We start from the raw sequence: 22,674 nt of genomic DNA, 5'->3' as shown, positions 1-22,674 counted from the left end.
GAGCCATGCTCGGCAGGGGCTTTCCCCGGCAAGGCCTCTTGCCGAGCATGGCTCGGCACTACAGGACGCTTTATCGGTAAGGCCTCTGCCGAGCATGGCTCGGCACTACAGTGGTCCAGCTTTCTGCCGGGCATGGCCCGGTATCGCGCTGCAAACATACGCAGTAGTAGGGGTTGCGCCAGATCCGGTGCTGCGACTTGGTCGCAGTGGTGAGCTAGACTGTGGGCCCTGTCGTGGCCGTGAGGCCACCCTGAACGGAATTGTCATCCCGCATGAGTTGGCTCAGCAAGTTGATGCCGTCCGGCATCCGTACCGACAACACGCCCTCCAAAAAACGCAGCGTCCCCGAGGGGCTGTGGGAAAAATGCAGCAGCTGCGGCGCGGCCCTGTACCGCCCGGAGCTGGAAGAAAACCTTGAGGTCTGCCCGAAGTGTGGGCACCACATGGCCATCCGCGCGCGCGCGCGCCTGGCCTCGTTGTTTGATGCTGATAGCACCAGCGAGATCGCCGCCCGTCTCGGGCCGACCGACGTGCTCAAGTTCAAGGACCAGAAGAAATACGTAGAGCGCATCAAGGCCAGCCAGAAGAACACCGGCGAGTACGACGCGTTGGTTGCCATGCGCGGCCTGCTGAAGGGCCGCCCGCTGGTGGCTTCTTCCTTCGACTTCGCCTTCATGGGCGGTTCGATGGGCTCGGTGGTCGGCGAGCGCTTCGCGCTGGCGGCAGAAACCGCGCTGGAAATCGGCTCCCCCTATGTCTGCTTCTCCGCCTCCGGCGGTGCACGCATGCAGGAAGGCCTGTTCTCGCTGATGCAGATGGCCAAGACCTCGGCCGCGCTGGCCAAACTGCGCGAAGCCGGTCTGCCCTACATCTCGGTGCTGACCCATCCCACCACCGGTGGCGTGTCGGCCTCGTTCGCGATGCTGGGCGATATCAACATCGCCGAGCCGCAGGCACTGATCGGCTTTGCCGGCCCGCGCGTGATCGAACAGACCGTGCGCGAAAAGCTGCCCGAAGGCTTCCAGCGCTCCGAGTTCCTGCTTGAGCACGGCGCCATCGATCAGATCTGCGACCGCCGCGAAATGCGTGACCGCCTGGCCGACCTGCTGGCCATGTTGGGCCGTCAGCCGCAGCATGAGGAAGTAGCAGCCTGATGGGTACGCGCAAGTATTTTGGTACCGACGGCATCCGTGGCCGGGTCGGCAAGGGCGTCATTTCCGCTGATTTTGTGCTGCGGGTTGGCAATGCGTTGGGTCGCGTGCTGGTTGCGCGCAGCGGCGGCAAGCAGCCGACCGTGGTGATCGGCAAGGACACGCGCATCTCCGGCTATATGTTCGAGTCGGCGTTGGAGGCAGGTCTGGTTGCTGCAGGTGCCAACGTGCAGCTGATTGGGCCGATGCCGACCCCGGCGGTGGCCTTCCTGGCGCATACGCTGGGTGCCGATGCCGGCATCGTGATCAGTGCCTCGCACAATCCGCATTACGACAACGGCATCAAGTTCTTCTCGGCCGAAGGTGAGAAGCTCGATGACGCCACTGAGCTGGCGCTGGAAGCGGCGATGGATCAGCCGTTCTCGACGGTGGAGTCCGAGCAGCTCGGCAAGGCGGTCCGTGCGCGCGATGCGGTCGGTCGTTATATCGAGTTCTGCAAGGCCAGTGTGCCGCGCAATTTCTATCTGCGTGGACTCAAGGTCGTGCTCGATTGCGCCCATGGCGCCACCTATCACGTTGCGCCGCTGCTGTTCCGTGAGCTGGGTGCCGAGGTGACTGCGATCGGTGCCGAGCCCAATGGCGTCAATATCAACGACGGTGTGGGCTCGACCCATATCGACAATCTGGCACGCAAGGTGACCGAGGTTGGGGCCGATATCGGCATTGCCTTCGACGGCGATGGTGACCGCGTATTGATGGTCGATCACACCGGTGCCGCAGTGGATGGCGACGGCTTGCTGTACGTGCTGGCCAAGGCGTGGCAGGCCAACGGCCGCCTGCGTGGCCCGGTGGTGGGTACGCTGATGACCAATTACGGGATGGAGCAGGCGCTGGAGCGTCTGGGTATTCCATTCGTCCGCGCCAATGTTGGTGACCGTTACGTGCACAAGGCACTGGTCGATGGCAATGGGGTGCTGGGCGGTGAAGCCTCCGGTCATATCCTGTGCCTGGATCGCGCCACCACTGGGGACGCCATCGTCAGTGCATTGCAGGTGCTGGAAGTGCTCGGCGATGCTGGTGTGAATCTGCACCAGGCCCTGCAGGGGCTGGTGATGGTGCCGCAGAAGACGATCAATGTGCGCCTGGAAAGTGGCGCGCGCGAAGTGGTTGCAAGTGCGCCGGTGCAGGCTGCGCTGGCAGCCGCCCAGGCAGCTGTGGCCGGGCGGGGCAGGGCGTTCCTGCGGCCGTCGGGTACCGAGCCGGTGGTGCGGGTCACGGTCGAGGCCGATGAGGCCGGGCTGATGACCGCCACCCTTGAGGCGCTGGCCAACGCGGTTCGTTCGGCTACCGCACAGGTTTGAGCTGGATCATAGTGGTGTTGCCGGGACGTCGGTTTCAATAGCCGGCGTCCCGTTCCCTTCTTTGGAGTTTTGTATGAGTTCCCGTATTCCCACCCTCGATATCACCCGTTTCGATACTGACCGTGACGCCTTCGTGGCCGAACTTGGCGCGGCGTATCGTGAGTGGGGTTTTGCGGGTATTCGCAACCACGGCATTCCGCAGGCGGACATCGACGCCGCGTATGACGTGTTCAAGGCGTTCTTCGCCCTGCCGGAAGATGTGAAGAAGCAGTACCACATCGCTGGCGGTGGTGGTGCCCGTGGCTATACCCAGTTCGGCGTGGAGACCGCCAAGGGCTCCAAGCACTTCGACCTGAAGGAGTTCTGGCATATCGGTCGCGAGATCGCCGATGACTCCAAGTACCGTGAGGTGATGCCGCCAAACCTGTGGCCGAGCGAAGTCCCCGGCTTCAAGGAACATGGTTACGGCCTCTACCAGAAGCTCGACCAGTTGGGTTCGCGTGTGCTGTCGGCGCTGGCCCTGCACATCGGTCTGCCGGAGAACTACTTCGCCGACAAGACCAATAACGGCAACTCGATCCTGCGCCCGATCCATTACCCGCCGATCACCACCGATGACATCCCGAATGTGCGCGCTGGCGCGCATGGCGATATCAACTTCATCACCCTGCTGGTCGGTGCCAGTGCGGCCGGCCTGGAAGTGCAGTCGCATGAAGGCGAGTGGGTGCCGTTCACCTCGGACGCCGACACCATCGTGGTCAACATCGGCGACATGCTGCAGCGCCTGACCAACCATGTGTACCCGTCCACCATTCACCGCGTGGTCAATCCCCCGGGTGAGCTGGCACGCAAGCCGCGTTATTCGGTGCCGTTCTTCCTGCATCCGAACCCGGATTTCCTGATCGACGTGCTGCCTTCGTGCATCACTGCAGAGAATCCGAGCCGTTATCCGGAGGCGATCACCGCCCATGGCTTCCTGGAAGAGCGCCTGCGCGAGATCAAGCTGAAGTAAGCCTGCGCTGGCTCCAGCAGCTGTCGCAAAAACGCCGCCTCGGCCTTGGCCCGGCGGCGTTTTTGCATCTTGTCTTCCGTTGTCTGCAGTTTGTCCTGCCGATGTCCGCATATCGGCTATCCTTTGCCGATACTTTTTACCGGGGAGTTATGCCTGAATGCGCCAAAAAATCGTTGCTGGTAACTGGAAGCTGCATGGCAGCCGTCAATTCGCCACCGATCTGGTCGGGCAGGTGGCTGCTGGCCTGCCGCTGGCAGGTGTTCGCCTGGTGATCTTGCCGCCGCTGCCGTACCTGGGCGATCTGGTCGAGGATTTCGAGGGTACGGAGCTGCTGTTCGGCTCGCAGGATGTGAGCAGCAACGAGAAGGGCGCCTATACAGGGGAGGTTTCGGCCAGCATGCTGGTAGACGTCGGTGCCACTCATGGTCTGGTCGGCCACTCCGAGCGCCGCCAGTACCACAACGAAAGCAGTGAACTGGTTGCGCGCAAGTTCGTTGCCGCGATCAATGCAGGCCTGGTGCCAGTCTTATGTGTTGGTGAGACGCTGGAGCAGCGAGAGGCTGCGCAGACCGAGGCGGTGATCGCCTCGCAGCTGGCGCCGGTGCTGGATCTGGCCGGGGTCCAGGCCTTCGCCAAGGCAGTGGTGGCGTATGAGCCGATCTGGGCAATTGGCACCGGCCGAACTGCCTCGCCAGAGCAGGCGCAGGCCGTGCATGCGTTCATTCGTGGCGTAGTCGCCGAGCGCGATGCTAGAATTGCCGATTCGTTGTCGATCCTTTATGGCGGCAGCGTCAAGCCCGACAACGCAGCAGAGCTGTTTTCACAGCCTGACGTCGATGGCGGGCTGGTAGGTGGCGCTTCGCTGGTGGCGGCTGATTTTCTGGCCATCGCGAGGGCGGCCGCCAGTCGCTAACGGGTAATTGTCCGGGACGGATTTCAAAAATGCTGATGTTGATCCTCAATGTGGTCTATGTGCTGGTGGCGCTTGCGATGATCGCGCTGATCCTGATGCAGCGTGGCTCTGGTGCTGCCGCTGGTTCGGGTTTTGGTGCCGGTGCGTCGGGTACGGTGTTCGGTGCGCGTGGCGCGTCCAACTTCCTGTCCAAGAGCACCAAGTGGCTGGCCGTGGTGTTTTTCGGCATCAGCTTGTTCATGGCGTGGTATGCCAGCCACGGCTCGCGTCCGACGGACCAGGGCGTGGGCCTGATGAGTGCGGTTGAAGCGGCGGCTCCGGCTGCTGCGCCGGCGGCCCCGGCAGGTGAGTTGCAGGCCGTTCCGACAGCTCCGGCTGCCGCAGCGGTGGGTGAAGTGCCGCAGGCAACGGCTCCGGCGGAAAATATTCCCGCCAAGAGCGAAGAAAAGCCCGCTGAACCCGCACAGAAAGACTGAAGACGGTTACAATACGCGGCGCACTGCGAAGCAGCTGCGCTGACGTAAGCCCAGGTGGCGGAATTGGTAGACGCACTACCTTGAGGTGGTAGCGACTTAGGTCGTAGGGGTTCGAGTCCCCTCTTGGGCACCATTGTTTTATGCGGGTACACGGGTTGCAGCAGCTTCCCGTCGTGGCAAGTCCCGTTCATCCCCCATGCCTTGGCACCTGCAGGTGTCCCGGGCAGAGGCAAGAGAGAATCGCTGTGCTGGCCGAATATTTGCCGTCTCTGCTGTTTCTGATCGTCGCCACCGGCATCGGCGTTGCGCTGATGTTGATCGGTCGGTTCCTCGCTCCGCGTTCGCCGGACACCGAGAAACTCTCCGCCTACGAGTGTGGCTTCGAGGCGTTCGAGAACGCGCGCATGAAGTTCGATGTGCGCTACTACCTCATCGCCATCCAGTTCATCGTCTTTGACCTGGAAATCATCTTTATTGTGCCCTGGACCCAGGTGTTCATGGAGCTCGGCGCGCGTTCGCTGGTCACCATGGGCTTGTTCGTGGGCATGCTGTTCCTCGGCTTTATCTACGTGTGGAAGAAGGGAGCGCTGGAATGGGAGTGATCCAAACTCTCGACGGCCTGATGAACAACCCCGTCCCGGAAGGGCGGGTTGATGACATTCTGCGGCCTGAAGGCGATAACCCCCTGCTCGAGAAGGGCTATGTGACCACCAGCGTTGACGCGCTGTTGAACTGGGCACGTACCGGCTCGATGTGGCCCATGACTTTCGGTCTGGCCTGCTGCGCGGTGGAAATGATGCATGCCGGTGCGGCGCGTCTGGACCTTGATCGCTACGGTGTGGTGTTCCGTCCGTCGCCGCGACAGTCCGACGTGATGATCGTGGCCGGTACCCTGGTCAACAAGATGGCCCCGGCGCTGCGCAAGGTCTACGACCAGATGCCGGACCCGAAGTGGGTCATCTCGATGGGTAGCTGCGCCAACGGCGGCGGTTATTACCATTATTCCTATGCAGTGGTGCGTGGTTGCGATCGTGTGGTGCCGGTGGACGTTTACGTCCCTGGCTGCCCGCCGACCGCCGAGGCGCTGGTGTACGGCATTTTGCAGCTGCAGAAGAAGATCTGGCGTACCCAGACCATCGCACGCTGACCCCCTTTCAAATCAAGAGCACGCCAGCCCCCATGGCCCAGCAAGCACCTTCTCTCATCGATAAACTTCGCGCCCGTTTTGCCGGTGCGCAGGTTGTGGTGGTCGAACCGCGCGGCGAAGTAACGCTGGAAGTGGCTGTTGCCGATTGGCACGCAACCGCTCTGGCGCTGCGTGACGAATTCGGTTTCGAGCACGCCACCGATCTGTGCGGCGTCGATTACCTCGGTTACGGCAGCGACGAGTGGGATACCTCGGACGTTTCCTCGCATGGCTTCAGCCGCGGCGTGGAAGGCAATGGCGCAGGCCGTTTCGCCTGGGGTGAATTCCCCAGCCACGAGACCGCCGAAGGCGCTCAGCCGGACGCAATGCCCAAGCAGCGTTTCGCCGTGGTCTGCCAGTTGCGCTCCTACCAGCACAACCAGCTGCTGCGCATCCGTTGCTACGCCCCCAGCGAATCGCTGCCGGTGGTGGCCTCGCTGACCGACATTCACCCGGGCCTGAACTGGTTCGAGCGTGAAGCGTTCGACCTGTACGGCGTGATCTTCGAAGGCCACCCGGACCTGCGTCGCATCCTGACCGACTACGGTTTCGTGGGCCATCCGTTCCGCAAGGATTTCCCGCTGATCGGCAACGTCGAAGTGCGTTACGACGAAGAAAAGAAGCGCGTGGTCTACGAGCCGGTGACTTCGGTCGAGCCGCGCGTAGGCGTGCCGCGTGTTATCCGCGACGATGCCCGCTTCCAGACCGCTGAAGGCGAGCGCGCGCAGACGGAGGCAAGCAAGTGAGTGCGGACGTAAAGAAGGAATATCACCAGGCCTCGCAGGCCTTTGCGAGCAATCCTGCCGAAGCCAGGCAGGAGATCCGCAACTACACCATGAACTTCGGCCCGCAGCATCCGGCCGCACATGGTGTGCTGCGCCTGATCCTGGAAATGGACGGCGAGACCATCATGCGCGCCGATCCGCATATTGGTCTGCTGCACCGCGCGACCGAGAAGCTGGCCGAATCCAAGCCGTTCAACCAGTCGATCGGTTACATGGATCGCCTGGATTACTGCTCGATGATGTGCAACGAGCACGCCTATGTCCGCGCCATCGAAACCCTGGTGGGTATCGAAGTGCCGGAGCGTGCGCAGTACATCCGTACCATGTTCGACGAAGTCACCCGCGTCCTGAACCACTTGATGTGGCTGGGCTCCAACGCGCTCGATCTGGGTGCGATGGCGGTGATGCTGTACGCCTTCCGTGAGCGCGAAGAGCTGATGGACTGCTACGAAGCAGTCTCCGGCGCGCGCATGCACGCGGCGTACTACCGTCCGGGCGGCGTGTACCGCGATCTGCCGGACACCATGCCCAAGTACAAGGAATCGCGTTGGCACAAGGGCAATGCGCTGAAGCGTCTGAACGCTTCGCGCGAGGGCTCGCTGCTCGACTTCCTGGAGAACTTCACCAATGAGTTCCCGGGTCGCGTTGACGAATACGAAACCCTGCTGACCGACAACCGTATCTGGAAGCAGCGTACCGTCGGCATCGGCGTGATCACCCCGGAGCATGCAATGGCCTGGGGCATGACCGGCGTGATGCTGCGTGGTTCGGGTATTGCCTGGGATCTGCGCAAGAAGCAGCCGTACGCCAAGTACGAGGCGGTCGATTTCGACCTGCCGTTGGGCACCAAGGGCGACTGCTACGACCGTTACCTGGTGCGTATCGCAGAGATGCGCGAATCCAACCGCATCATCAAGCAGTGCGTGGCTTGGCTGAAGGCCAACCCGGGCCCGGTGATGGTCAAGAACTTCAAGGTTGCCCCGCCGGCTCGCGCCGAGATGAAGGACGACATGGAAGCGCTGATCCATCACTTCAAGCTGTTCAGTGAAGGCTATTGCGTGCCGGCCGGCGAAACCTATGCGGCGGTTGAAGCGCCCAAGGGCGAGTTCGGTTGCTACCTGGTTTCCGACGGTGCCAACAAGCCGTTCCGCGCCCACCTGCGCGCGCCGGGCTTCGCCCACCTGTCCTCGATCGACTCGGTCGTGCGCGGCCACATGCTGGCCGACGTGGTGGCAATGATCGGCACCTACGACCTCGTGTTCGGCGAGGTTGACCGGTAATGCCGGGCAATCACACATCGTCCGTTGCCTGCGCGGTTCTGCCGCCGCAGGCATCGGTTTTTCAGCTTTTGGTATTCGTTGAGGTCGGCCGATGAAGGCGACGGGTAATTTCGAGGCGGCGCGCAACGTCGACCCGATGGTGGTGCTGAGCGACAAGACGCGCGCTCACATCGATCACTGGCTGTCCAAGTTCCCGCCGGATCGCAAGCGTTCGGCGGTGCTGCAGGGTCTGCATGCCGCACAGGAGCAGAACCAGGGCTGGCTGAGCGACGAGCTGATCGCCGGCGTGGCCAAGTACCTGGACCTGCCGTTCGTGTGGGCGTACGAAGTTGCAACCTTCTACTCGATGTTCGAGACCGAGAAGGTTGGCCGCAACAACGTCGCCATCTGCACCAACGTCAGCTGCTGGCTCAATGGCGCTGACGACATCGTCCGCCATTGCGAGAAGAAGCTGGGCATCAAGCACGGTGAATCGACCGCTGACGGCCGCGTCTACCTCAAGAAAGAGGAAGAGTGTCTGGCTGGCTGCGCCGGTGCGCCGATGATGGTCATCAACGGCCATTACCACGAGCGCCTGACGCTGGACCAGGTCGACGCGCTGCTGGACGGGCTGGAGTAAGGCATGGCACACCACGAATCCAAGGGCCCGGTTGGACCGGCGCCGCTTCCGCACAACGTGGTCTACACCACGCTGCATTACGACACCCCGTGGTCGTACGAAAGCTATCTGAAGACCGGTGGCTACGCCGCGCTGCGCAAGATCCTCGAAGAGAAGATCCCGCCGGCCGACGTCATCGAGATGGTCAAGCAGTCCGGCCTGCGTGGCCGTGGCGGTGCAGGCTTCCCGACCGGCTTGAAGTGGTCCTTCATGCCCAAGGGTGATGTGCAGAAGTACATCCTCTGCAACTCGGATGAATCCGAGCCGGGCACCTGCAAGGACCGCGACATCCTGCGTTACAACCCGCATTCGGTCGTGGAAGGCATGGCGATTGCCTGCTACGCCACCGGCTCGACCGCGGCGTACAACTACCTGCGTGGTGAGTTCCACCACGAGCCGTTCGAGCATTTCGAGCAGGCCCTGGCCGATGCCTACAAGCACGGCTGGCTGGGCAAGAACGTGCTGGGCAGCGGTTGCGACATCGACATCTATGGCGCACTCGGCGCTGGCGCCTACATCTGCGGCGAAGAAACCGCACTGATGGAGTCGCTGGAAGGCAAGAAGGGCCAGCCGCGTTACAAGCCGCCGTTCCCGGCCAACTTCGGCCTGTACGGCAAGCCGACGACCATCAACAACACCGAGACCTATGCCTCGGTGCCGGCGATCATCCGCAACGGCGCGGAGTGGTTCAAGAATCTGAGCCTGACCAACAACGGTGGCCCGAAGTGCTTCTCGGTCTCCGGTTGCGTCGCCGTAGGCGGCAACTTCGAAGTGCCGCTGGGCACCACCTTCGACGACTTGCTGGCGATGGCCGGTGGTCTGCGTCCGGGCCGCACCCTGAAGGGCGCAATCCCGGGCGGCGTGTCGATGCCGGTGCTGACCGCTGCGGAGCTCAAGGGTCTGCCTATGGACTACGACACCATCCGTGCACTGGGCTCTGGCCTGGGTTCGGGTGCCATCGTGGTGCTGGATGACAGCGTCTGCTGCGTCAAGTTTGCCTGCCGCATCAGCCAGTTCTTCCACAAGGAATCCTGTGGCCAGTGCACCCCGTGCCGTGAAGGCACCGGCTGGATGCACCGCGTGCTGGAGCGCATCGTCGCCGGCCAGGCCACGATGGAAGACCTGCATCAGCTGAAGACGGTTGCCGGCCAGATTGAAGGCCACACCATCTGTGCGTTCGGTGAGGCGGCAGCGTGGCCGATTCAAGGCTTCCTGCGCCAGTTCTGGAACGAATTCGAGTACTACATCGTCAACGGTCATTCGATGGTTGACGGCAAGAAGGTGGAGACTGCTGCCGCATGAGCGCGCAACCGGTAAATCCCAACGTACCGCCGGATCACGTGACCATCGATATCGATGGTCAGTCCCTGGTCGTACCCAAGGGTTCGATGATCATCCAGGCCGCCGACAAGGCTGGCATTCCGATTCCGCGCTTCTGCTACCACGAGAAGCTGCCGATCGCCGCAAACTGCCGCATGTGTCTGGTCGACGTTGAAAAGTCGCCCAAGCCGTCGCCGGCCTGCGCAACCCCGGTCATGGATGGCATGAAGATCCAGACCCGCAACGAAAAGGCGCTCAAGTACCAGCGTTCGGTGATGGAGTTCCTGCTCATCAACCACCCGCTGGACTGCCCGATCTGCGATCAGGGCGGCGAGTGCGAACTGCAGGACGTGTCGTTGGGTTATGGCCGCTCGGTCAGTCGCTTCAACGAGCGCAAGCGCGTCGTGGTCGACGAGGACATGGGGCCGCTGGTCGCCACCGAGATGACCCGCTGCATCCAGTGCACCCGCTGCGTGCGCTTCACCGCTGAAGTCGCTGGCACCTACGAGCTGGGTGGCATGTCGCGTGGTGAAAACCTGCAGATCGGCACCTACGACGGCAAGCCGTTGACCACCGAGCTGTCCGGCAACGTCATCGACGTGTGCCCGGTCGGCGCGCTGACCAACAAGGTGTTCCAGTTCAAGGCACGTCCGTGGGAACTGACCGCACGCGAATCGCTGGGTTACCACGACGCGATGGGCTCGAACCTGTTCCTGCACACCCGTCGCGGCGAAGTGCTGCGCGCGGTGCCGCGTGACAACGAGCTGGTCAACGAGTGCTGGCTGTCCGATCGCGATCGTTATTCGCACCAGGGCCTGTATGCGGCCGACCGCGCGGTCAAGCCGCTGCAGAAGGTCAATGGCGAGTGGAAGGAAGTGAGCTGGGCCGAAGGTCTGGCCGCTGCCCGCGAAATCTTCGAAGCCAACCGTGGCGACGAGCTCGGCGTGCTGGTGCACCCGGCGACCTCGAACGAGGAGGGCGCATTGCTGGCCCGCCTGGCCGCTGGCCTGGGTTCGAACAATATCGACCACCGCATCAACAACCGCGACTTCTCCGATGCGCCGGTTGCCGAAGCGTTCGGCATGTCGCTGGCTGACATCGAGCACGCTGATCAGATCGTTGTGCTGGGTAGCAATATCCGCCACGAACTGCCGCTGCTGCACGCTCGCCTGCGCAAGGCGCAGACCAGCAACGGCGCCAAGATCCATTCGATCAACCCGGTTGATTTCGACTTCGCGTTCAAACTGGCTGGCAAGCACATCGTTGCACCGTCGCGCTTCGTCGAAACGCTGGGCAAAGCGCAGCTGGTCGACGCGGTGAAGGGTGGCAACAACACCGTCATCATCGTCGGTGCGATTGCCGAGAATCACCCGCAGGCCGCTGCCATCCGTGCCGCTGCCAGTGCGTTTGCCGCTGCAACCGGCGCCAAGCTGTGCCGCATCCCGCAGGGTGCGAATGCCGTGGGTCTGGCCCAGGCTGGCGTGCTGCCGGCCGGCAAGGACGTCAATGCAATGCTGGCGCAGCCGCGCAAGGCCTATGCCCTGTACGGCATCGAGCCGGGCCTGGACTTCGCTGATACCGCTGCTGCCCGCAAGGCACTTGCCGGTGCCAAGGTCGTGGCCTTCAGCCATTTCGCCTGCACCTCGACCCGCGATGTGGCCGATGTGATCCTGCCGATCGGCGCGCTGCCGGAAATCGACGCGACGCTGACCAATCTGGACGGTCGCGAGCAGAACGCCCGCGCCGGTGGCAAGCTGCAAGGCGAGGCCCGCGAGGGCTGGCGCGTGCTGCGTGCGCTGGGTGGTGACATGCAGTTGGCCGGTTTCGGTTTCACCGATCTGGCAGGCCTGCGTGCCGGTCTGCAGCCGGTCACGGTCAAGGTTGCCGCTTCGGCGCAGCCGCAGCTGGCAGGCGAGGGCTTTGAAGTGGCTTCGACCCCGGCGATCTACCGCACCGATGCCGTCGTGCGTCGTGCGCAGGCGCTGCAGTCGCATCCGCTCAACAACGATCCGCGCATTGTGCTCAATGCCGAAGACGCCGCGCGTCTGCAGCTGAGCGAAGGCCAGATGGCCAAGGTCGGTACCGACGCTGGTCGCGCCACGCTGTCGGTTGTGGTCGACGCGCGCGTCGCCGCCGGTACGGTGTGGATTGAATCGGGCCACGGTGCAACCGCGCCGCTGGGTGCCGCTCGGGTAACGGTGGTGGCTGCATGAACGAGTTGCTGTTAAACGCGATCGAGCCCTTGTTCCAGTGGTTCATGTCGCTGGGTGACATCGGCATCGTGCTGTGGACGGTGATCAAGATCCTCTTGATCGCCATGCCGGTGATCATTTCGGTTGCCTTCTACGTGTTGTGGGAGCGCAAGCTGATCGGTTGGATGCACGTCCGCCACGGGCCGATGTACGTCGGCCTCGGTGGCCTGCTGCAGGCTTTCGCCGACGTCACCAAGTTGTTGTTCAAGGAAATCATTGCTCCGGCCAGCGCACACAAGGCGATGTACATCATCGCACCGCTGATCGTGCTGGCACCGTCGTTCGCGGCGTGGGCAGTGGTTCCGTTCGACTACAAGCTGGTGCTGTCCAACGCCAACGTTGGTCTGCTGTACCTGCTGGCGATGACCTCGCTGGGCGTGTACGGCGTGATCCTCGCCGGTTGGGCCTCCAACTCCAAGTACGCCTTCCTTGGTGCGATGCGTTCGGCCGCACAGGTGGTCAGCTACGAAATCGCCATGGGCTTCGCCCTGGTCGGCGTGATGATCGCCGCCGGCAGCTTGAACCTGACCGACATCGTGCTGGCGCAGAAGGGCAATTCGGGCCTGTTCGACTGGTTCCTGCTGCCGCTGTTCCCGCTGTTCGTCGTGTACTGGGTCTCCGGCGTTGCCGAAACCAATCGCGCGCCGTTCGACGTGGTGGAAGGTGAGTCGGAAATCGTTGCCGGTCACATGGTTGAGTACTCCGGCGGTGCGTTCGCACTGTTCTTCCTGGCCGAGTACGCCAACATGATCCTGGTCAGCTTCCTGATCTCGATCTTCTTCCTCGGTGGCTGGCTGAGCCCGCTCCAGGGTTGGATCACGGCCGACATCTCGCCGTGGATCAACTGGATCTGGACCGGCGGTTGGCCGTGGCTGCTGCTCAAGGTGCTGTTCTTCGCCAGTGCGTACATCTGGTTCCGTGCCAGCTTCCCGCGCTTCCGTTATGACCAGATCATGCGTCTGGGCTGGAAGGTGTTCATCCCGCTGACCATTTTCTGGATCGCGGTGACGGCACTGATGGTGTTCTACGGCGTGATCCAGAAGGGCGTTTGATTCATGAATAAGATCACCCACTATTTCAAAAGCCTGCTGCTCCTGGAGTTGCTCGGCGGCTTGTGGCTGACGCTGAAATACGCGTTCAAGCCCAAGTACACCGTGATGTACCCGATGGAGAAGTTCCCGCAGTCGCCGCGTTTCCGTGGCCTGCACGCCCTGCGCCGTTATCCCAACGGTGAAGAGCGTTGCATCGCCTGCAAACTGTGCGAGGCGGTGTGCCCGGCACTGGCGATCACCATCGACTCGGCCAAGCGCGAAGACGGCACCCGCCGTACCACGCGTTACGAAATCGATCTGTTCAAGTGCATCTTCTGCGGCTTCTGCGAAGAAAGCTGCCCGGTGGACTCGATCGTCGAGACCCACATTCTCGAGTACCACTTCGAGAAGCGTGGCGAGAACATCATCACCAAGCCGCAGCTGCTGGCAATTGGCGACCGGCTTGAAGCCGAAATCGCCGAGCGCCGCGCCGCCGACGCCGCCTTCCGCTGAGGTCTTGAGATGGATTGGGTAAATATTGCTTTCTGGTTCTTCTCCATCATTGCCGGCATTTCCGCGGCAGCGGTGATCAGCGTGCGCAACCCGGTGTACGCCGTGTTGTGCTTGATCCTGACGTTCTTCTCCATTGCCTGCGTCTGGCTGCTGGTGGGGGCCGAGTTCCTCGGCGTCACCCTGGTGCTGGTCTACGTTGGCGCGGTGATGGTGTTGTTCCTGTTCGTGGTGATGATGCTGGACATCGACACCACCAACCTGCGTGAAGGCTGGGTGCGTTACTTGCCGGTCGGCCTGGTGGTCGCGGTGGTGATGCTGGTGCAGATGCTGACCCTTATCGGCGTCAAGGCACGTACCGCGCCGTTCCCGGTGGACAACGCCGCTGCGGTGGCTGCCGATACGTCCAACATCACCTGGCTGGCGCGCAGCCTGTTCACTGAATACCTGCTGCCGTTCGAGTTCGCTGCCGTGATCCTGACCGTCGCCGTGGTGGCAGCCGTGATGCTGACCCTGCGCCGCCGCGAAGGCCTGAAGACGCAGAACCCGACCGAGCAGACCATGACCAAGGCAAAAGACCGCCTGCGCATGGTCAAGATGGCCGCCGAAAAGCCGGTGGTGCAGGTCGATACGCAACATGACGGTGGCGAGGAGGCCAAGCCATGATTTCTCTGGGCCATATGCTCGCGCTGGGCGCGGTGATGTTCTGCATCAGCGTTGCCGGCATCTTCCTCAACCGCAAGAACATCATCGTGCTGTTGATGTCGATCGAACTGATGCTGTTGTCGGTGAACATCAACTTCATCGCCTTCTCGCGTGAGCTGGGCGACACCGCCGGTCAGCTGTTCGTGTTCTTCATCCTGACCGTGGCCGCGGCCGAAGCTGCAATCGGCCTCGCGATCCTGGTGACCTTGTTCCGTACTCGCCACACCATCAACGTGGGCGAAGTCGATTCGCTGAAGGGCTGATCCGAAGATGGAAATCACTCTCTCCAAGAGTCTGTTGATTGCAGTGGTGCTTGCACCGCTGTTCGGCAGCATCATCGCCGGCCTGTTCGGTCGTCAGGTGGGGCGCAAGGGCGCCCAGTACATCACCATCCTGGGCGTGGCCATCAGCTGCGGCCTGTCGGCTTACATCTTCTCCCAGCTGTTGTGGGGCGGGGCGCAGCCGTACAACCAGAACGTCTACACCTTCTTTGAAGTCGGCCAGTACGCGGCCCACGTCGGTTTCATGATCGACCGTTTGACCGCGATGATGATGGTAGTGGTGACCTTCGTGTCGCTGCTGGTCCACATCTACTCGATCGGCTACATGTCCGAGGACGACGGCTACCAGCGTTTCTTCAGCTACATCTCGCTGTTCACCTTCTCGATGCTCACCCTGGTGATGAGCAACAACTTCCTGCAGCTGTTCTTCGGCTGGGAAGCGGTGGGCCTGGTGTCGTACCTGTTGATCGGTTTCTACTTCAAGAAGCCCACGGCCATCTTCGCCAACATGAAGGCGTTCCTGGTCAATCGCGTCGGTGACTTCGGTTTCCTGCTCGGCATCGCCGGCATCCTGTGGGCCTTCGGTTCGCTGGACTACGCCACCGTGTTTGCCAATGCCAGCACCGTGCTGGGCACCGAGACCACCGGTCACGCCATGGTGCAGCTGATCGGCGACAACCAGTGGAGCGTGGCGACCATCATCTGCATCTGCCTGTTCATCGGTGCGATGGGCAAGTCCGCCCAGGTGCCGCTGCACGTGTGGCTGCCGGACTCGATGGAAGGCCCGACCCCGATCTCGGCACTGATCCACGCCGCAACCATGGTCACTGCGGGTATCTTCATGGTGACCCGCATGTCGCCGCTGTTCGAGCTGTCGCAGACCGCGCTGGACTTCATCCTGTTCATCGGTGCTACCACCGCGTTCTTCACCGGCCTGATCGGCATCGTGCAGACCGACATCAAGCGCGTGGTTGCGTACTCGACCTTGTCGCAGCTGGGCTACATGACGGTTGCACTGGGCGTGTCGGCCTACTCGGGCGCCGTGTTCCACCTGATGACCCACGCCTTCTTCAAGGCGCTGCTGTTCCTCGGTGCCGGCTCGGTGATCATGGGCATGCACCATGAGCAGAACATGATGAAGATGGGCGGGCTGCGCAAATACATGCCGATCACCCACATCACCATGTGGATCGGTACGCTGGCGCTGGTGGGTACCCCGTTCTTCGCCGGTTTCTACTCGAAGGACACCATCATCGAAGCTGCCGCGATGCACGCGCACGCTGCCGATGCCGGCTGGGTTGCCCTGTACGGCTACTGGGCGGTGCTGGGTGGCGTGATCGTCACCAGCTTCTACAGCTTCCGTCTGCTGTTCCTGACCTTCTTCGGCAAGGAACGCTTCCGCGACGCGCATGATGATCACCACGCTGATCATGGCCACGGCCACGATGACCATCACGGTCATGGTGCGCACGTGCCGCATGAGTCGCCGTTGGTGGTGACGATCCCGCTGGTTCTGCTTGCCATCCCGTCCATCCTCATCGGCTTCTTCACCATCGGCCCGATGCTGTTTGGTACCGGCTGGGACGGCCATGCCGCCGCCGCCGGTATTCCCGGCCAGACCATGTCGTTCTTCACTGGCATCGTCGACTTCTACGACCCGGCACGTGACACCATTGCCGAAGTGGGCAAGGAGTTCTGGCACGGTTCCGTGGCCTATGCGGTACACGGCATGCAGATGCCGGCGTTCTGGCTGACGGTTGCAGGTTTCGCGTTGGCCTGGGTGTTCTACATCTGGAAGCCGGAACTGGCAGGACAAGCTCGCAAGACCCTGGCACCGGTGGTTTCGGTGCTGGAAAACAAGTACGGCTTCGACAAGCTCTGGATCGACGGCTTTGCCGGCGGTGGTGTGCAGCTCGGCAAGGCCGCCCGTGCCGTTGATAGCACGGTCGTCGATGGGGTGATGGTCAATGGCTCGGCGCGTCTGGTCGACCTGGCTGCCAACCTGTTGCGCCGCACCCAATCCGGTTTCCTCTACCACTACGCGTTCGCGATGATCATCGGCCTGATTGCCCTGTTGGGCGTGCTGATGCATTTCTGGCGTTGACCTGTACGGAATAGAAGACGTGTCGAACTGGCCTCTACTTAGTATTCTCATTTGGCTGCCGATCATCGGCGGTGCATTGATCCTGGCTCTGCGCAACGCCCAGGCCGCCCGTTGGGCGTCTCTGGCGGTAGCACTGCTCACTTTCCTGCTCAGCCTCGGTCTGCTCAGCGGTTACGACCGCGCCGCTGCCGATGTGATGCAGTTCGTCGAACAGCATCCCTGGATCCCGGCGTTCGACATCGGCTACAACCTGGCCGTCGACGGTATCGCCATCGCCCTGATCCTGCTGACCACGCTGATCGGCGTGTTGGCACTGATCGGTGCCTGGGGCGTGGTCGACAAGCGCGTCAACCAGTACGTGGCCGCCTTCCTGATCCTGGAAGGCGTGACGGTCGGCATTTTCGCCGCCACCGACGCGATGCTGTTCTACGTGTTCTTCGAAGCCATGCTGATCCCGATGTTCCTGATCATCGGCGTCTGGGGCGGTCCGCGTCGTATCTACGCGGCGATGAAGTTCTTCCTGTACACCTTCCTCGGCTCGGTGCTGATGCTGGTGGCACTGATCTATCTGTACCTGAAGGGCGGCAGCTTCCAGCTGGTTGACCTGTATCAGCTGCAGCTGTCCGGCAAGGAGCAGACGTGGATATTCTTCGCCTTCCTGATCGCCTTCGCGGTCAAGGTGCCGATGTTCCCGGTGCACACCTGGCTGCCGGACGCGCACGTTGAAGCGCCGACCGCCGGTTCGGTGATCCTGGCCGCGATCGCACTGAAGATCGGTGGCTACGGCTTCCTGCGCTTCAACCTGCCGATCGTCCCCGATGCCAGCCACGAGTGGGCATGGCTGGTGATCGCGCTGTCGCTGGTGGCGGTGATCTACGTTGGCCTGGTGGCGATGGTGCAGGACGACATGAAGAAGCTGATTGCTTATTCGTCGGTCGCGCACATGGGTTTCGTCACCCTGGGTACGTTCATTGCGCTGTGGCTGGTTCGTGACGCCGGTAGCGCCGATGCAGCCCGCCTGGGCCTGCAGGGCGCCATGGTGCAGATGATCTCGCACGGCTTTGTGTCCGGCGCGATGTTCTCCTGCGTGGGCGTGCTGTATGACCGCATGCACAGCCGCCGCATCGCCGATTACGGCGGCGTGGTCAATGTGATGCCATGGTTCGCAGCGTTCGCACTGCTGTTCTTCATGGCCAACTCCGGCCTGCCGGGTACCAGCGGCTTCGTTGGTGAGTTCATGATCGTGCTGGCTGCATTCCAGTGGAACCCGCTGGTTGCCTTGGGCGCCGCGACCACGCTGATCATCAGTGCTGCTTATTCGCTGTGGCTGTACAAGCGCGTGTTCTTCGGTGAAGTGGGTAACGCCCACGTCGCCGAGCTGAAGGACATGAATGGTCGCGAGTGGCTGGTAATGACCGTGTTTGCGGTCGGTACGCTGGTGCTGGGCTTCTATCCCAAGCCGCTGACCGATCTGATGGAGCCCTCCATCGCCCATCTGGCGATGCAGATCGCTTCAAGCAAGCTGCTGTAAGCGGCTCGTCGAGAGTATTGATTCCAGGATTTGATGATGACCACGCCGACGCCTTTGCCGTTGACCATGACCGACCTGCTGCCGTTGCTGCCCGAACTGGTAGTGATTGGCGGTGCCTTTGCCCTGCTGATCCTTGATCTGTTCATCAGCACCAAGCACAAGGTCTGGACCCACTTCATTTCGGTGGCGATCCTCGCTGTCGCCTTCATCATGCTGTTGAACGGCGTGGGCGGGCAGGGCGAGGTATTCCACGGGATGTTCATCCGTGACAACGCTGCCGACGTCATGAAGACCGTGGTGGTGCTGGTCAGTGGCCTGAGCCTGATCTACGGTTGGAGCTACCTGCGCGAGCGCAATCTGTACCAGGGCGAGATCCCGGTACTGATCCTGTTCGCCACCGCCGGCATGATGATCCTGGTCTCGGCCGGCAGTCTGCTGATGGTCTACCTGGGCCTGGAACTGCTGGCACTGTGTTCCTACGCGCTGGTTGCCAGCAACCGTGAGAACAAGCTCGCGGCCGAAGCCGGCATGAAGTACATCGTGCTGGGTTCGTTGGCGTCGGGCCTGCTGCTGTACGGCATGTCGCTGATCTATGGCGCCACCGGCTCGCTGCACCTGGACGTGATCCACGCTTCCATCGCCCATTCCGATGAGCGCCTGCTGCTGTTGACCGGTGCGGTGTTCATGGTTGCCGGCGTTGCCTTCAAGCTGGGCGCGGCACCGTTCCATATGTGGCTGCCCGACGTTTACCAGGGTGCTCCGGCACCGATCGCGCTGTTCATCAGCTCGGCACCGAAGTTGGCTGCATTCGGCATGGCCTACCGCCTGCTGGAAATGGGCGTTGGCCCGCTGTCGACCGAGCTGCAGTACGTGCTGGCCGGCCTGGCTGCGCTGTCGCTGGTCATCGGTAACCTGATGGCCATCGCCCAGACCAACCTGAAGCGCATGCTGGCGTACTCGACGGTGTCGCACATCGGCTTCCTGTTGATGGGTATTGCCGGTGGCGGCGAGGCAGGTTATTCGGCGGCGCTGTTCTACGCCATTGCCTACGCCATCATGTCTACTGCCGCATTCGGCGCGATCATCGCCATGTCGCGTGCAGGTTTTGAGGCCGAGAACATCGAAGACTTCAAGGGCCTGAACGCACGCAGCCCGTGGATGGCAGGCTTGGTCTTGTGCATCATGGCGTCGCTGGCCGGTATCCCGCCGTTCCTGGGCTTCTGGACCAAGCTGTCGGTGCTGAGCGCGGCCGTCAATGGTGGCCTGCTGTGGCTGGCAATGGTTGGCGTGTTGTGTGCGGTGATTGGTTGCTTCTACTACCTGCGCGTCATCAAGGTCATGTACTTTGATGAGCCGGTAGGTGAACCGCTGCCGCGCAACAATGACCGCATCCTGGGTATCGTGCTGGGTGTGAATTCCGTGCTGCTGCTGTTCCTGCCGCTTGGTTTGGGCCCGATCATGGAGTGGATGCGCAATTCTTTTGCACATTTGTAATAAAAAACGTTACAAATCTGCGCGAAGTGTGTATTATTCATCTCCTGAGTTGACGACCTCACCGCCTCGCGGAAAGGTCGGAATCACCTGATAAGTGGTTCAGCCGGAAGGGTTTTTCCGGGTTTCTCTAGCGACTAGAGAGAAACGCGAAGTAAATAAGTCTTGCATTATCGGCTTGGTTACTTCATAATTCCGCTTCTGATGCGGGGTGGAGCAGTCTGGCAGCTCGTCGGGCTCATAACCCGAAGGTCGCAGGTTCAAATCCTGCCCCCGCTACCAGCTTCGGTCTTTGCAACACGATGTGTTGATGAGGCAAAAGTTGGGCTCGCAAGAACGGCTGCTTCCGTTCTTGCAACCGGGATCCGGTCATCGGATCCAAACGGACAAAGGGCCCATGTGGGCCCTTTGCTGTTTCTGGAAATCAGAAACCCCGGTTGGGTGACAACCGTTCTCTAACTTACGAATCAAGGCTGGCTGTGAGCGACAAGGCTACTGAAATCGCGAATCTGCTGGGCCCCACCGTGCAGGCGTTGGGGCTCGAGTTGCTTGGCGCCGAATATCTGCCGGCCCCGGGCGGCGCTACGTTGCGCCTGTATATCGACGTGCCGCTGGCTGAGCAGCCTGAGCGCATGGTCAACGTTGAGGACTGCGAGCGGGTGAGCCGCGAGGTATCCGCGCAGTTGGACGTCGAGGACCCGATCAGCGGCAATTACACGCTGGAAGTGTCTTCGCCGGGCGTGGACCGTCCGCTGTTCTCGCTGGAGCAGTTCGAGCGCGCCATTGGTGAATCCGCCAAGGTCGGCCTGAAGCTGCCGCAGGAAAACCGCCGTCGCCTGCAAGGCGAGATCGCCGCGGTTGACCAGGAGCAGGGCACGGTGACTTTTGTCGTCGACAACAAGCCGTTCGTGGCTTCGTTCGACAACATCGACAAGGCACGCATCATTCCGGACTGGGCCGCTTTGGGCCTGGCACCGACCAAACCGACGGGTCCGGCCCCCAAGCAGGGCAAGACCAAGAATAATTCCAATAACGAAACGGCGGCCAAAAAGCCGCGCGCGGAGTGAGCCGATGAGCAAGGAACTTTTGCTGGTAGTTGACGCAGTCGCCAACGAGAAGGGCGTGCCGCGTGAAGTCATTTTTGACGCGATCGAGGCCGCACTGGCTTCTGCCGCGAAGAAGCGTTATGCCGAGGAAGAAGTCCTGGCGCGCGTTTCGATCAACCACAAGGACGGCACCTACGAAACTTTCCGTCGCTGGGAAGTGGTCGCTGATGACGTCGTGATGGAGTCGCCGGACCGTCAGATCCGTTTGATGGACGCTATCGATGAAGCCGACGGCGTTGAAGTCGGCGACTACATCGAAGAGCAGATTGAAAACCCCGATTTCGGCCGTATCGCAGCGCAGGCTGCCAAGCAGGTCATCGTCCAGCGTGTGCGCGAAGCCGAGCGCCAGCAGGTGGTGGATGCATGGAAGGACCGTGTTGGCGAACTGGTCACCGGTGTGGTCAAGCGCGCTGAGCGCGGCAACATCTATGTCGATCTGGGCGGCAATGCCGAAGCCTTCATTCCGAAGGACAAGGGCATCCCGCGTGACGTGCTGCGTGCCGGCGACCGCGTGCGCGGTTACCTGGCTGAAGTGCGTTCGGAGCCGCGTGGCCCGCAGCTGTTCATCAGCCGTGCTGCCCCGGAATTCATGATCGAGCTGTTCAAGCTGGAAGTGCCGGAAGTCGGCCAGGGCCTGGTTGAGATCAAGGCCTGTGCACGTGACCCGGGCGACCGCGCCAAGATCGCCGTGCTGGCCCATGACAGCCGCACCGATCCGATCGGCGCCTGCATCGGCATGCGCGGTTCGCGCGTGCAGGCGGTGTCCAACGAGCTCAATGGTGAGCGCGTGGATATCGTGCTGTGGAATGAAAACCCGGCCAACTTCGTCATCAACGCGATGGCACCGGCTGAAGTGCAGTCGATCATCGTTGACGAAGAAAAGCATTCGATGGACCTGGCCGTCGCGGAAGATCGCCTGGCCCAGGCGATCGGCAAGGGCGGCCAGAACGTGCGTCTGGCCAGCCGCCTGACCGGTTGGCAGCTGAACGTGATGACCCAGGACCAGGTGACCGCCAAGTCGGAAGCCGAACAGGGCGTCGCCCGTCAGTTGTTCATGGACAAGCTGGAAGTGGACGAAGAAATCGCCGGCATCCTGGTGTCCGAAGGTTTTGGTACGGTGGAAGAAATTGCCTACGTGCCGGTTGGTGAGTTGCTGGCAGTGGAAGGCTTCGACGAAGATATCGTTGAGGAACTTCGTGCCCGCGCCCGCGATGCGCTGCTCAATGAAGCGCTGGCGGTGGAAGAGGGTGCTGACGGCGGTGTGCCGGCAGCAGATCTGCTGGCACTGAAGGGCATGGATGAGGCCACTGCGTACGCGCTGGCTGGCCACGGCGTGCGCACAAGTGAGGATCTGTCGGATCTGGCTGCCGACGAGGTTCTGGAGTTCGGCATCGAGGGCATGGATCTGGAGCGCGCCGCGGCGTTGGTCCTGGCAGCCCGCGCCGAGGAGATCGCCCGCCTGGAGCGCGGCGAATGAGCCAGCGATGAACAGTGCCCTGAGCCGCTCAGGGCGTAGACTCC

General features: G+C 62.0%; 21 protein-coding genes and 2 tRNA genes. All 23 read left to right on the top strand.

The genetic code is table 11. The annotated features are described in order from the left end of the window. The first annotated feature begins 272 nt into the window (after positions 1-272). The 23 genes from accD to nusA all read left to right on the top strand — a co-directional run bounded on the left by accD (position 273) and on the right by nusA (position 22,630). Complete coding sequence (gene accD, locus ACVOLL_RS11590; protein WP_481513029.1) at positions 273-1,154, top strand: acetyl-CoA carboxylase, carboxyltransferase subunit beta; 882 nt, start codon at positions 273-275, stop codon at positions 1,152-1,154. Next, positions 1,154-2,512 carry a phosphoglucosamine mutase gene (gene glmM / locus ACVOLL_RS11585; protein ID WP_481513028.1) on the top strand — a complete coding sequence of 453 codons (1,359 nt, stop codon included), beginning with the start codon at positions 1,154-1,156 and terminating at the stop codon, positions 2,510-2,512. The genes accD and glmM overlap by 1 nt, the downstream gene beginning before the upstream one ends. 73 nt (positions 2,513-2,585) lie before the next feature. After that, complete coding sequence (locus tag ACVOLL_RS11580) at positions 2,586-3,524, top strand: isopenicillin N synthase family dioxygenase (RefSeq protein ID WP_481513027.1); 939 nt, start codon at positions 2,586-2,588, stop codon at positions 3,522-3,524. Positions 3,525-3,681: 157 nt separating this feature from the next. Further along, positions 3,682-4,437 (top strand): triose-phosphate isomerase, encoded by a 756-nt coding sequence (gene tpiA, locus ACVOLL_RS11575; RefSeq protein WP_481513026.1) that lies wholly within the window; start codon positions 3,682-3,684, stop codon positions 4,435-4,437. 29 nt (positions 4,438-4,466) lie between these two features. Further along, complete coding sequence (gene secG / locus ACVOLL_RS11570) at positions 4,467-4,913, top strand: preprotein translocase subunit SecG (protein WP_481513025.1); 447 nt, start codon at positions 4,467-4,469, stop codon at positions 4,911-4,913. Between the two features lie 48 nt (positions 4,914-4,961). Then, a tRNA-Leu gene (locus tag ACVOLL_RS11565) sits at positions 4,962-5,046 on the top strand. Positions 5,047-5,158: 112 nt separating this feature from the next. Further along, positions 5,159-5,515 carry an NADH-quinone oxidoreductase subunit A gene (locus ACVOLL_RS11560; RefSeq protein ID WP_282268401.1) on the top strand — a complete coding sequence of 119 codons (357 nt, stop codon included), beginning with the start codon at positions 5,159-5,161 and terminating at the stop codon, positions 5,513-5,515. Then, entirely contained in the window at positions 5,506-6,060 is a 555-nt protein-coding gene (locus tag ACVOLL_RS11555) for a NuoB/complex I 20 kDa subunit family protein (protein WP_017354657.1), read from the top strand. Before ACVOLL_RS11560 ends, ACVOLL_RS11555 begins: the two co-directional genes overlap by 10 nt. A gap of 32 nt (positions 6,061-6,092) precedes the next feature. Beyond that, positions 6,093-6,845, top strand: coding sequence for an NADH-quinone oxidoreductase subunit C (locus ACVOLL_RS11550; RefSeq protein ID WP_481513024.1), 753 nt, complete (start codon positions 6,093-6,095; stop codon positions 6,843-6,845). Between the two features lie 89 nt (positions 6,846-6,934). Further along, on the top strand, positions 6,935-8,164 hold the full coding sequence (locus tag ACVOLL_RS11545; RefSeq protein ID WP_481513032.1) for an NADH-quinone oxidoreductase subunit D: 1,230 nt from the start codon (positions 6,935-6,937) through the stop codon (positions 8,162-8,164). 91 nt (positions 8,165-8,255) lie between these two features. Then, positions 8,256-8,783: an NADH-quinone oxidoreductase subunit NuoE gene (nuoE, locus tag ACVOLL_RS11540; RefSeq protein ID WP_282268404.1), complete on the top strand. Its 528-nt coding sequence runs from the start codon at positions 8,256-8,258 to the stop codon at positions 8,781-8,783. A gap of 3 nt (positions 8,784-8,786) precedes the next feature. After that, positions 8,787-10,124, top strand: a complete 1,338-nt coding sequence (gene nuoF / locus ACVOLL_RS11535; RefSeq protein WP_481513023.1) for an NADH-quinone oxidoreductase subunit NuoF — start codon at positions 8,787-8,789, stop codon at positions 10,122-10,124. Further along, positions 10,121-12,355, top strand: a complete 2,235-nt coding sequence (gene nuoG / locus ACVOLL_RS11530; protein ID WP_481513022.1) for an NADH-quinone oxidoreductase subunit NuoG — start codon at positions 10,121-10,123, stop codon at positions 12,353-12,355. The genes nuoF and nuoG overlap by 4 nt, the downstream gene beginning before the upstream one ends. Beyond that, the gene (gene nuoH, locus ACVOLL_RS11525; RefSeq protein WP_057626698.1) at positions 12,352-13,446 is read left to right on the top strand and encodes an NADH-quinone oxidoreductase subunit NuoH; all 1,095 of its coding nucleotides are present in this window, start codon (positions 12,352-12,354) and stop codon (positions 13,444-13,446) included. The genes nuoG and nuoH overlap by 4 nt, the downstream gene beginning before the upstream one ends. 3 nt (positions 13,447-13,449) lie before the next feature. Then, positions 13,450-13,938 carry an NADH-quinone oxidoreductase subunit NuoI gene (gene nuoI / locus ACVOLL_RS11520; RefSeq protein ID WP_481513021.1) on the top strand — a complete coding sequence of 163 codons (489 nt, stop codon included), beginning with the start codon at positions 13,450-13,452 and terminating at the stop codon, positions 13,936-13,938. A 9-nt stretch (positions 13,939-13,947) separates the two neighbouring features. Beyond that, positions 13,948-14,601 (top strand): NADH-quinone oxidoreductase subunit J, encoded by a 654-nt coding sequence (locus tag ACVOLL_RS11515; RefSeq protein ID WP_481513020.1) that lies wholly within the window; start codon positions 13,948-13,950, stop codon positions 14,599-14,601. Further along, on the top strand, positions 14,598-14,903 hold the full coding sequence (nuoK, locus tag ACVOLL_RS11510; RefSeq protein WP_054656949.1) for an NADH-quinone oxidoreductase subunit NuoK: 306 nt from the start codon (positions 14,598-14,600) through the stop codon (positions 14,901-14,903). The genes ACVOLL_RS11515 and nuoK overlap by 4 nt, the downstream gene beginning before the upstream one ends. A 7-nt stretch (positions 14,904-14,910) precedes the next feature. Further along, entirely contained in the window at positions 14,911-17,025 is a 2,115-nt protein-coding gene (gene nuoL / locus ACVOLL_RS11505) for an NADH-quinone oxidoreductase subunit L (RefSeq protein WP_481513019.1), read from the top strand. 19 nt (positions 17,026-17,044) lie between these two features. Next, complete coding sequence (locus tag ACVOLL_RS11500; protein ID WP_481508922.1) at positions 17,045-18,556, top strand: NADH-quinone oxidoreductase subunit M; 1,512 nt, start codon at positions 17,045-17,047, stop codon at positions 18,554-18,556. A gap of 36 nt (positions 18,557-18,592) precedes the next feature. Then, a complete protein-coding gene (gene nuoN / locus ACVOLL_RS11495) occupies positions 18,593-20,050 on the top strand; it encodes an NADH-quinone oxidoreductase subunit NuoN (RefSeq protein WP_481513018.1) in 1,458 nt (485 codons plus the stop codon). A gap of 202 nt (positions 20,051-20,252) precedes the next feature. Then, positions 20,253-20,329, top strand: a tRNA-Met gene (locus tag ACVOLL_RS11490). A gap of 197 nt (positions 20,330-20,526) precedes the next feature. Further along, positions 20,527-21,114: a ribosome maturation factor RimP gene (gene rimP, locus ACVOLL_RS11485; protein ID WP_481508920.1), complete on the top strand. Its 588-nt coding sequence runs from the start codon at positions 20,527-20,529 to the stop codon at positions 21,112-21,114. A gap of 4 nt (positions 21,115-21,118) precedes the next feature. Continuing rightward, positions 21,119-22,630: a transcription termination factor NusA gene (gene nusA, locus ACVOLL_RS11480; protein WP_481508919.1), complete on the top strand. Its 1,512-nt coding sequence runs from the start codon at positions 21,119-21,121 to the stop codon at positions 22,628-22,630. Positions 22,631-22,674: the final 44 nt, after the last annotated feature.

It is taken from the genome of Stenotrophomonas sp. STEN035 (genome assembly GCF_056759935.1).
This window is presented reverse-complemented; position numbering and strand designations above follow the sequence as displayed.

Coding starts and splice junctions, on each gene's coding strand:
- accD (WP_481513029.1), top strand. CDS start 273: ATGAGTTGGCTCAGCAAGTTGATGCCGTCCGGCATCCGTACCGACAAC.
- glmM (WP_481513028.1), top strand. CDS start 1,154: ATGGGTACGCGCAAGTATTTTGGTACCGACGGCATCCGTGGCCGGGTC.
- ACVOLL_RS11580 (WP_481513027.1), top strand. CDS start 2,586: ATGAGTTCCCGTATTCCCACCCTCGATATCACCCGTTTCGATACTGAC.
- tpiA (WP_481513026.1), top strand. CDS start 3,682: ATGCGCCAAAAAATCGTTGCTGGTAACTGGAAGCTGCATGGCAGCCGT.
- secG (WP_481513025.1), top strand. CDS start 4,467: ATGCTGATGTTGATCCTCAATGTGGTCTATGTGCTGGTGGCGCTTGCG.
- ACVOLL_RS11555 (WP_017354657.1), top strand. CDS start 5,506: ATGGGAGTGATCCAAACTCTCGACGGCCTGATGAACAACCCCGTCCCG.
- ACVOLL_RS11550 (WP_481513024.1), top strand. CDS start 6,093: ATGGCCCAGCAAGCACCTTCTCTCATCGATAAACTTCGCGCCCGTTTT.
- ACVOLL_RS11545 (WP_481513032.1), top strand. CDS start 6,935: ATGAACTTCGGCCCGCAGCATCCGGCCGCACATGGTGTGCTGCGCCTG.
- nuoE (WP_282268404.1), top strand. CDS start 8,256: ATGAAGGCGACGGGTAATTTCGAGGCGGCGCGCAACGTCGACCCGATG.
- nuoF (WP_481513023.1), top strand. CDS start 8,787: ATGGCACACCACGAATCCAAGGGCCCGGTTGGACCGGCGCCGCTTCCG.
- nuoG (WP_481513022.1), top strand. CDS start 10,121: ATGAGCGCGCAACCGGTAAATCCCAACGTACCGCCGGATCACGTGACC.
- nuoH (WP_057626698.1), top strand. CDS start 12,352: ATGAACGAGTTGCTGTTAAACGCGATCGAGCCCTTGTTCCAGTGGTTC.
- nuoI (WP_481513021.1), top strand. CDS start 13,450: ATGAATAAGATCACCCACTATTTCAAAAGCCTGCTGCTCCTGGAGTTG.
- ACVOLL_RS11515 (WP_481513020.1), top strand. CDS start 13,948: ATGGATTGGGTAAATATTGCTTTCTGGTTCTTCTCCATCATTGCCGGC.
- nuoK (WP_054656949.1), top strand. CDS start 14,598: ATGATTTCTCTGGGCCATATGCTCGCGCTGGGCGCGGTGATGTTCTGC.
- nuoL (WP_481513019.1), top strand. CDS start 14,911: ATGGAAATCACTCTCTCCAAGAGTCTGTTGATTGCAGTGGTGCTTGCA.
- nuoN (WP_481513018.1), top strand. CDS start 18,593: ATGACCACGCCGACGCCTTTGCCGTTGACCATGACCGACCTGCTGCCG.
- nusA (WP_481508919.1), top strand. CDS start 21,119: ATGAGCAAGGAACTTTTGCTGGTAGTTGACGCAGTCGCCAACGAGAAG.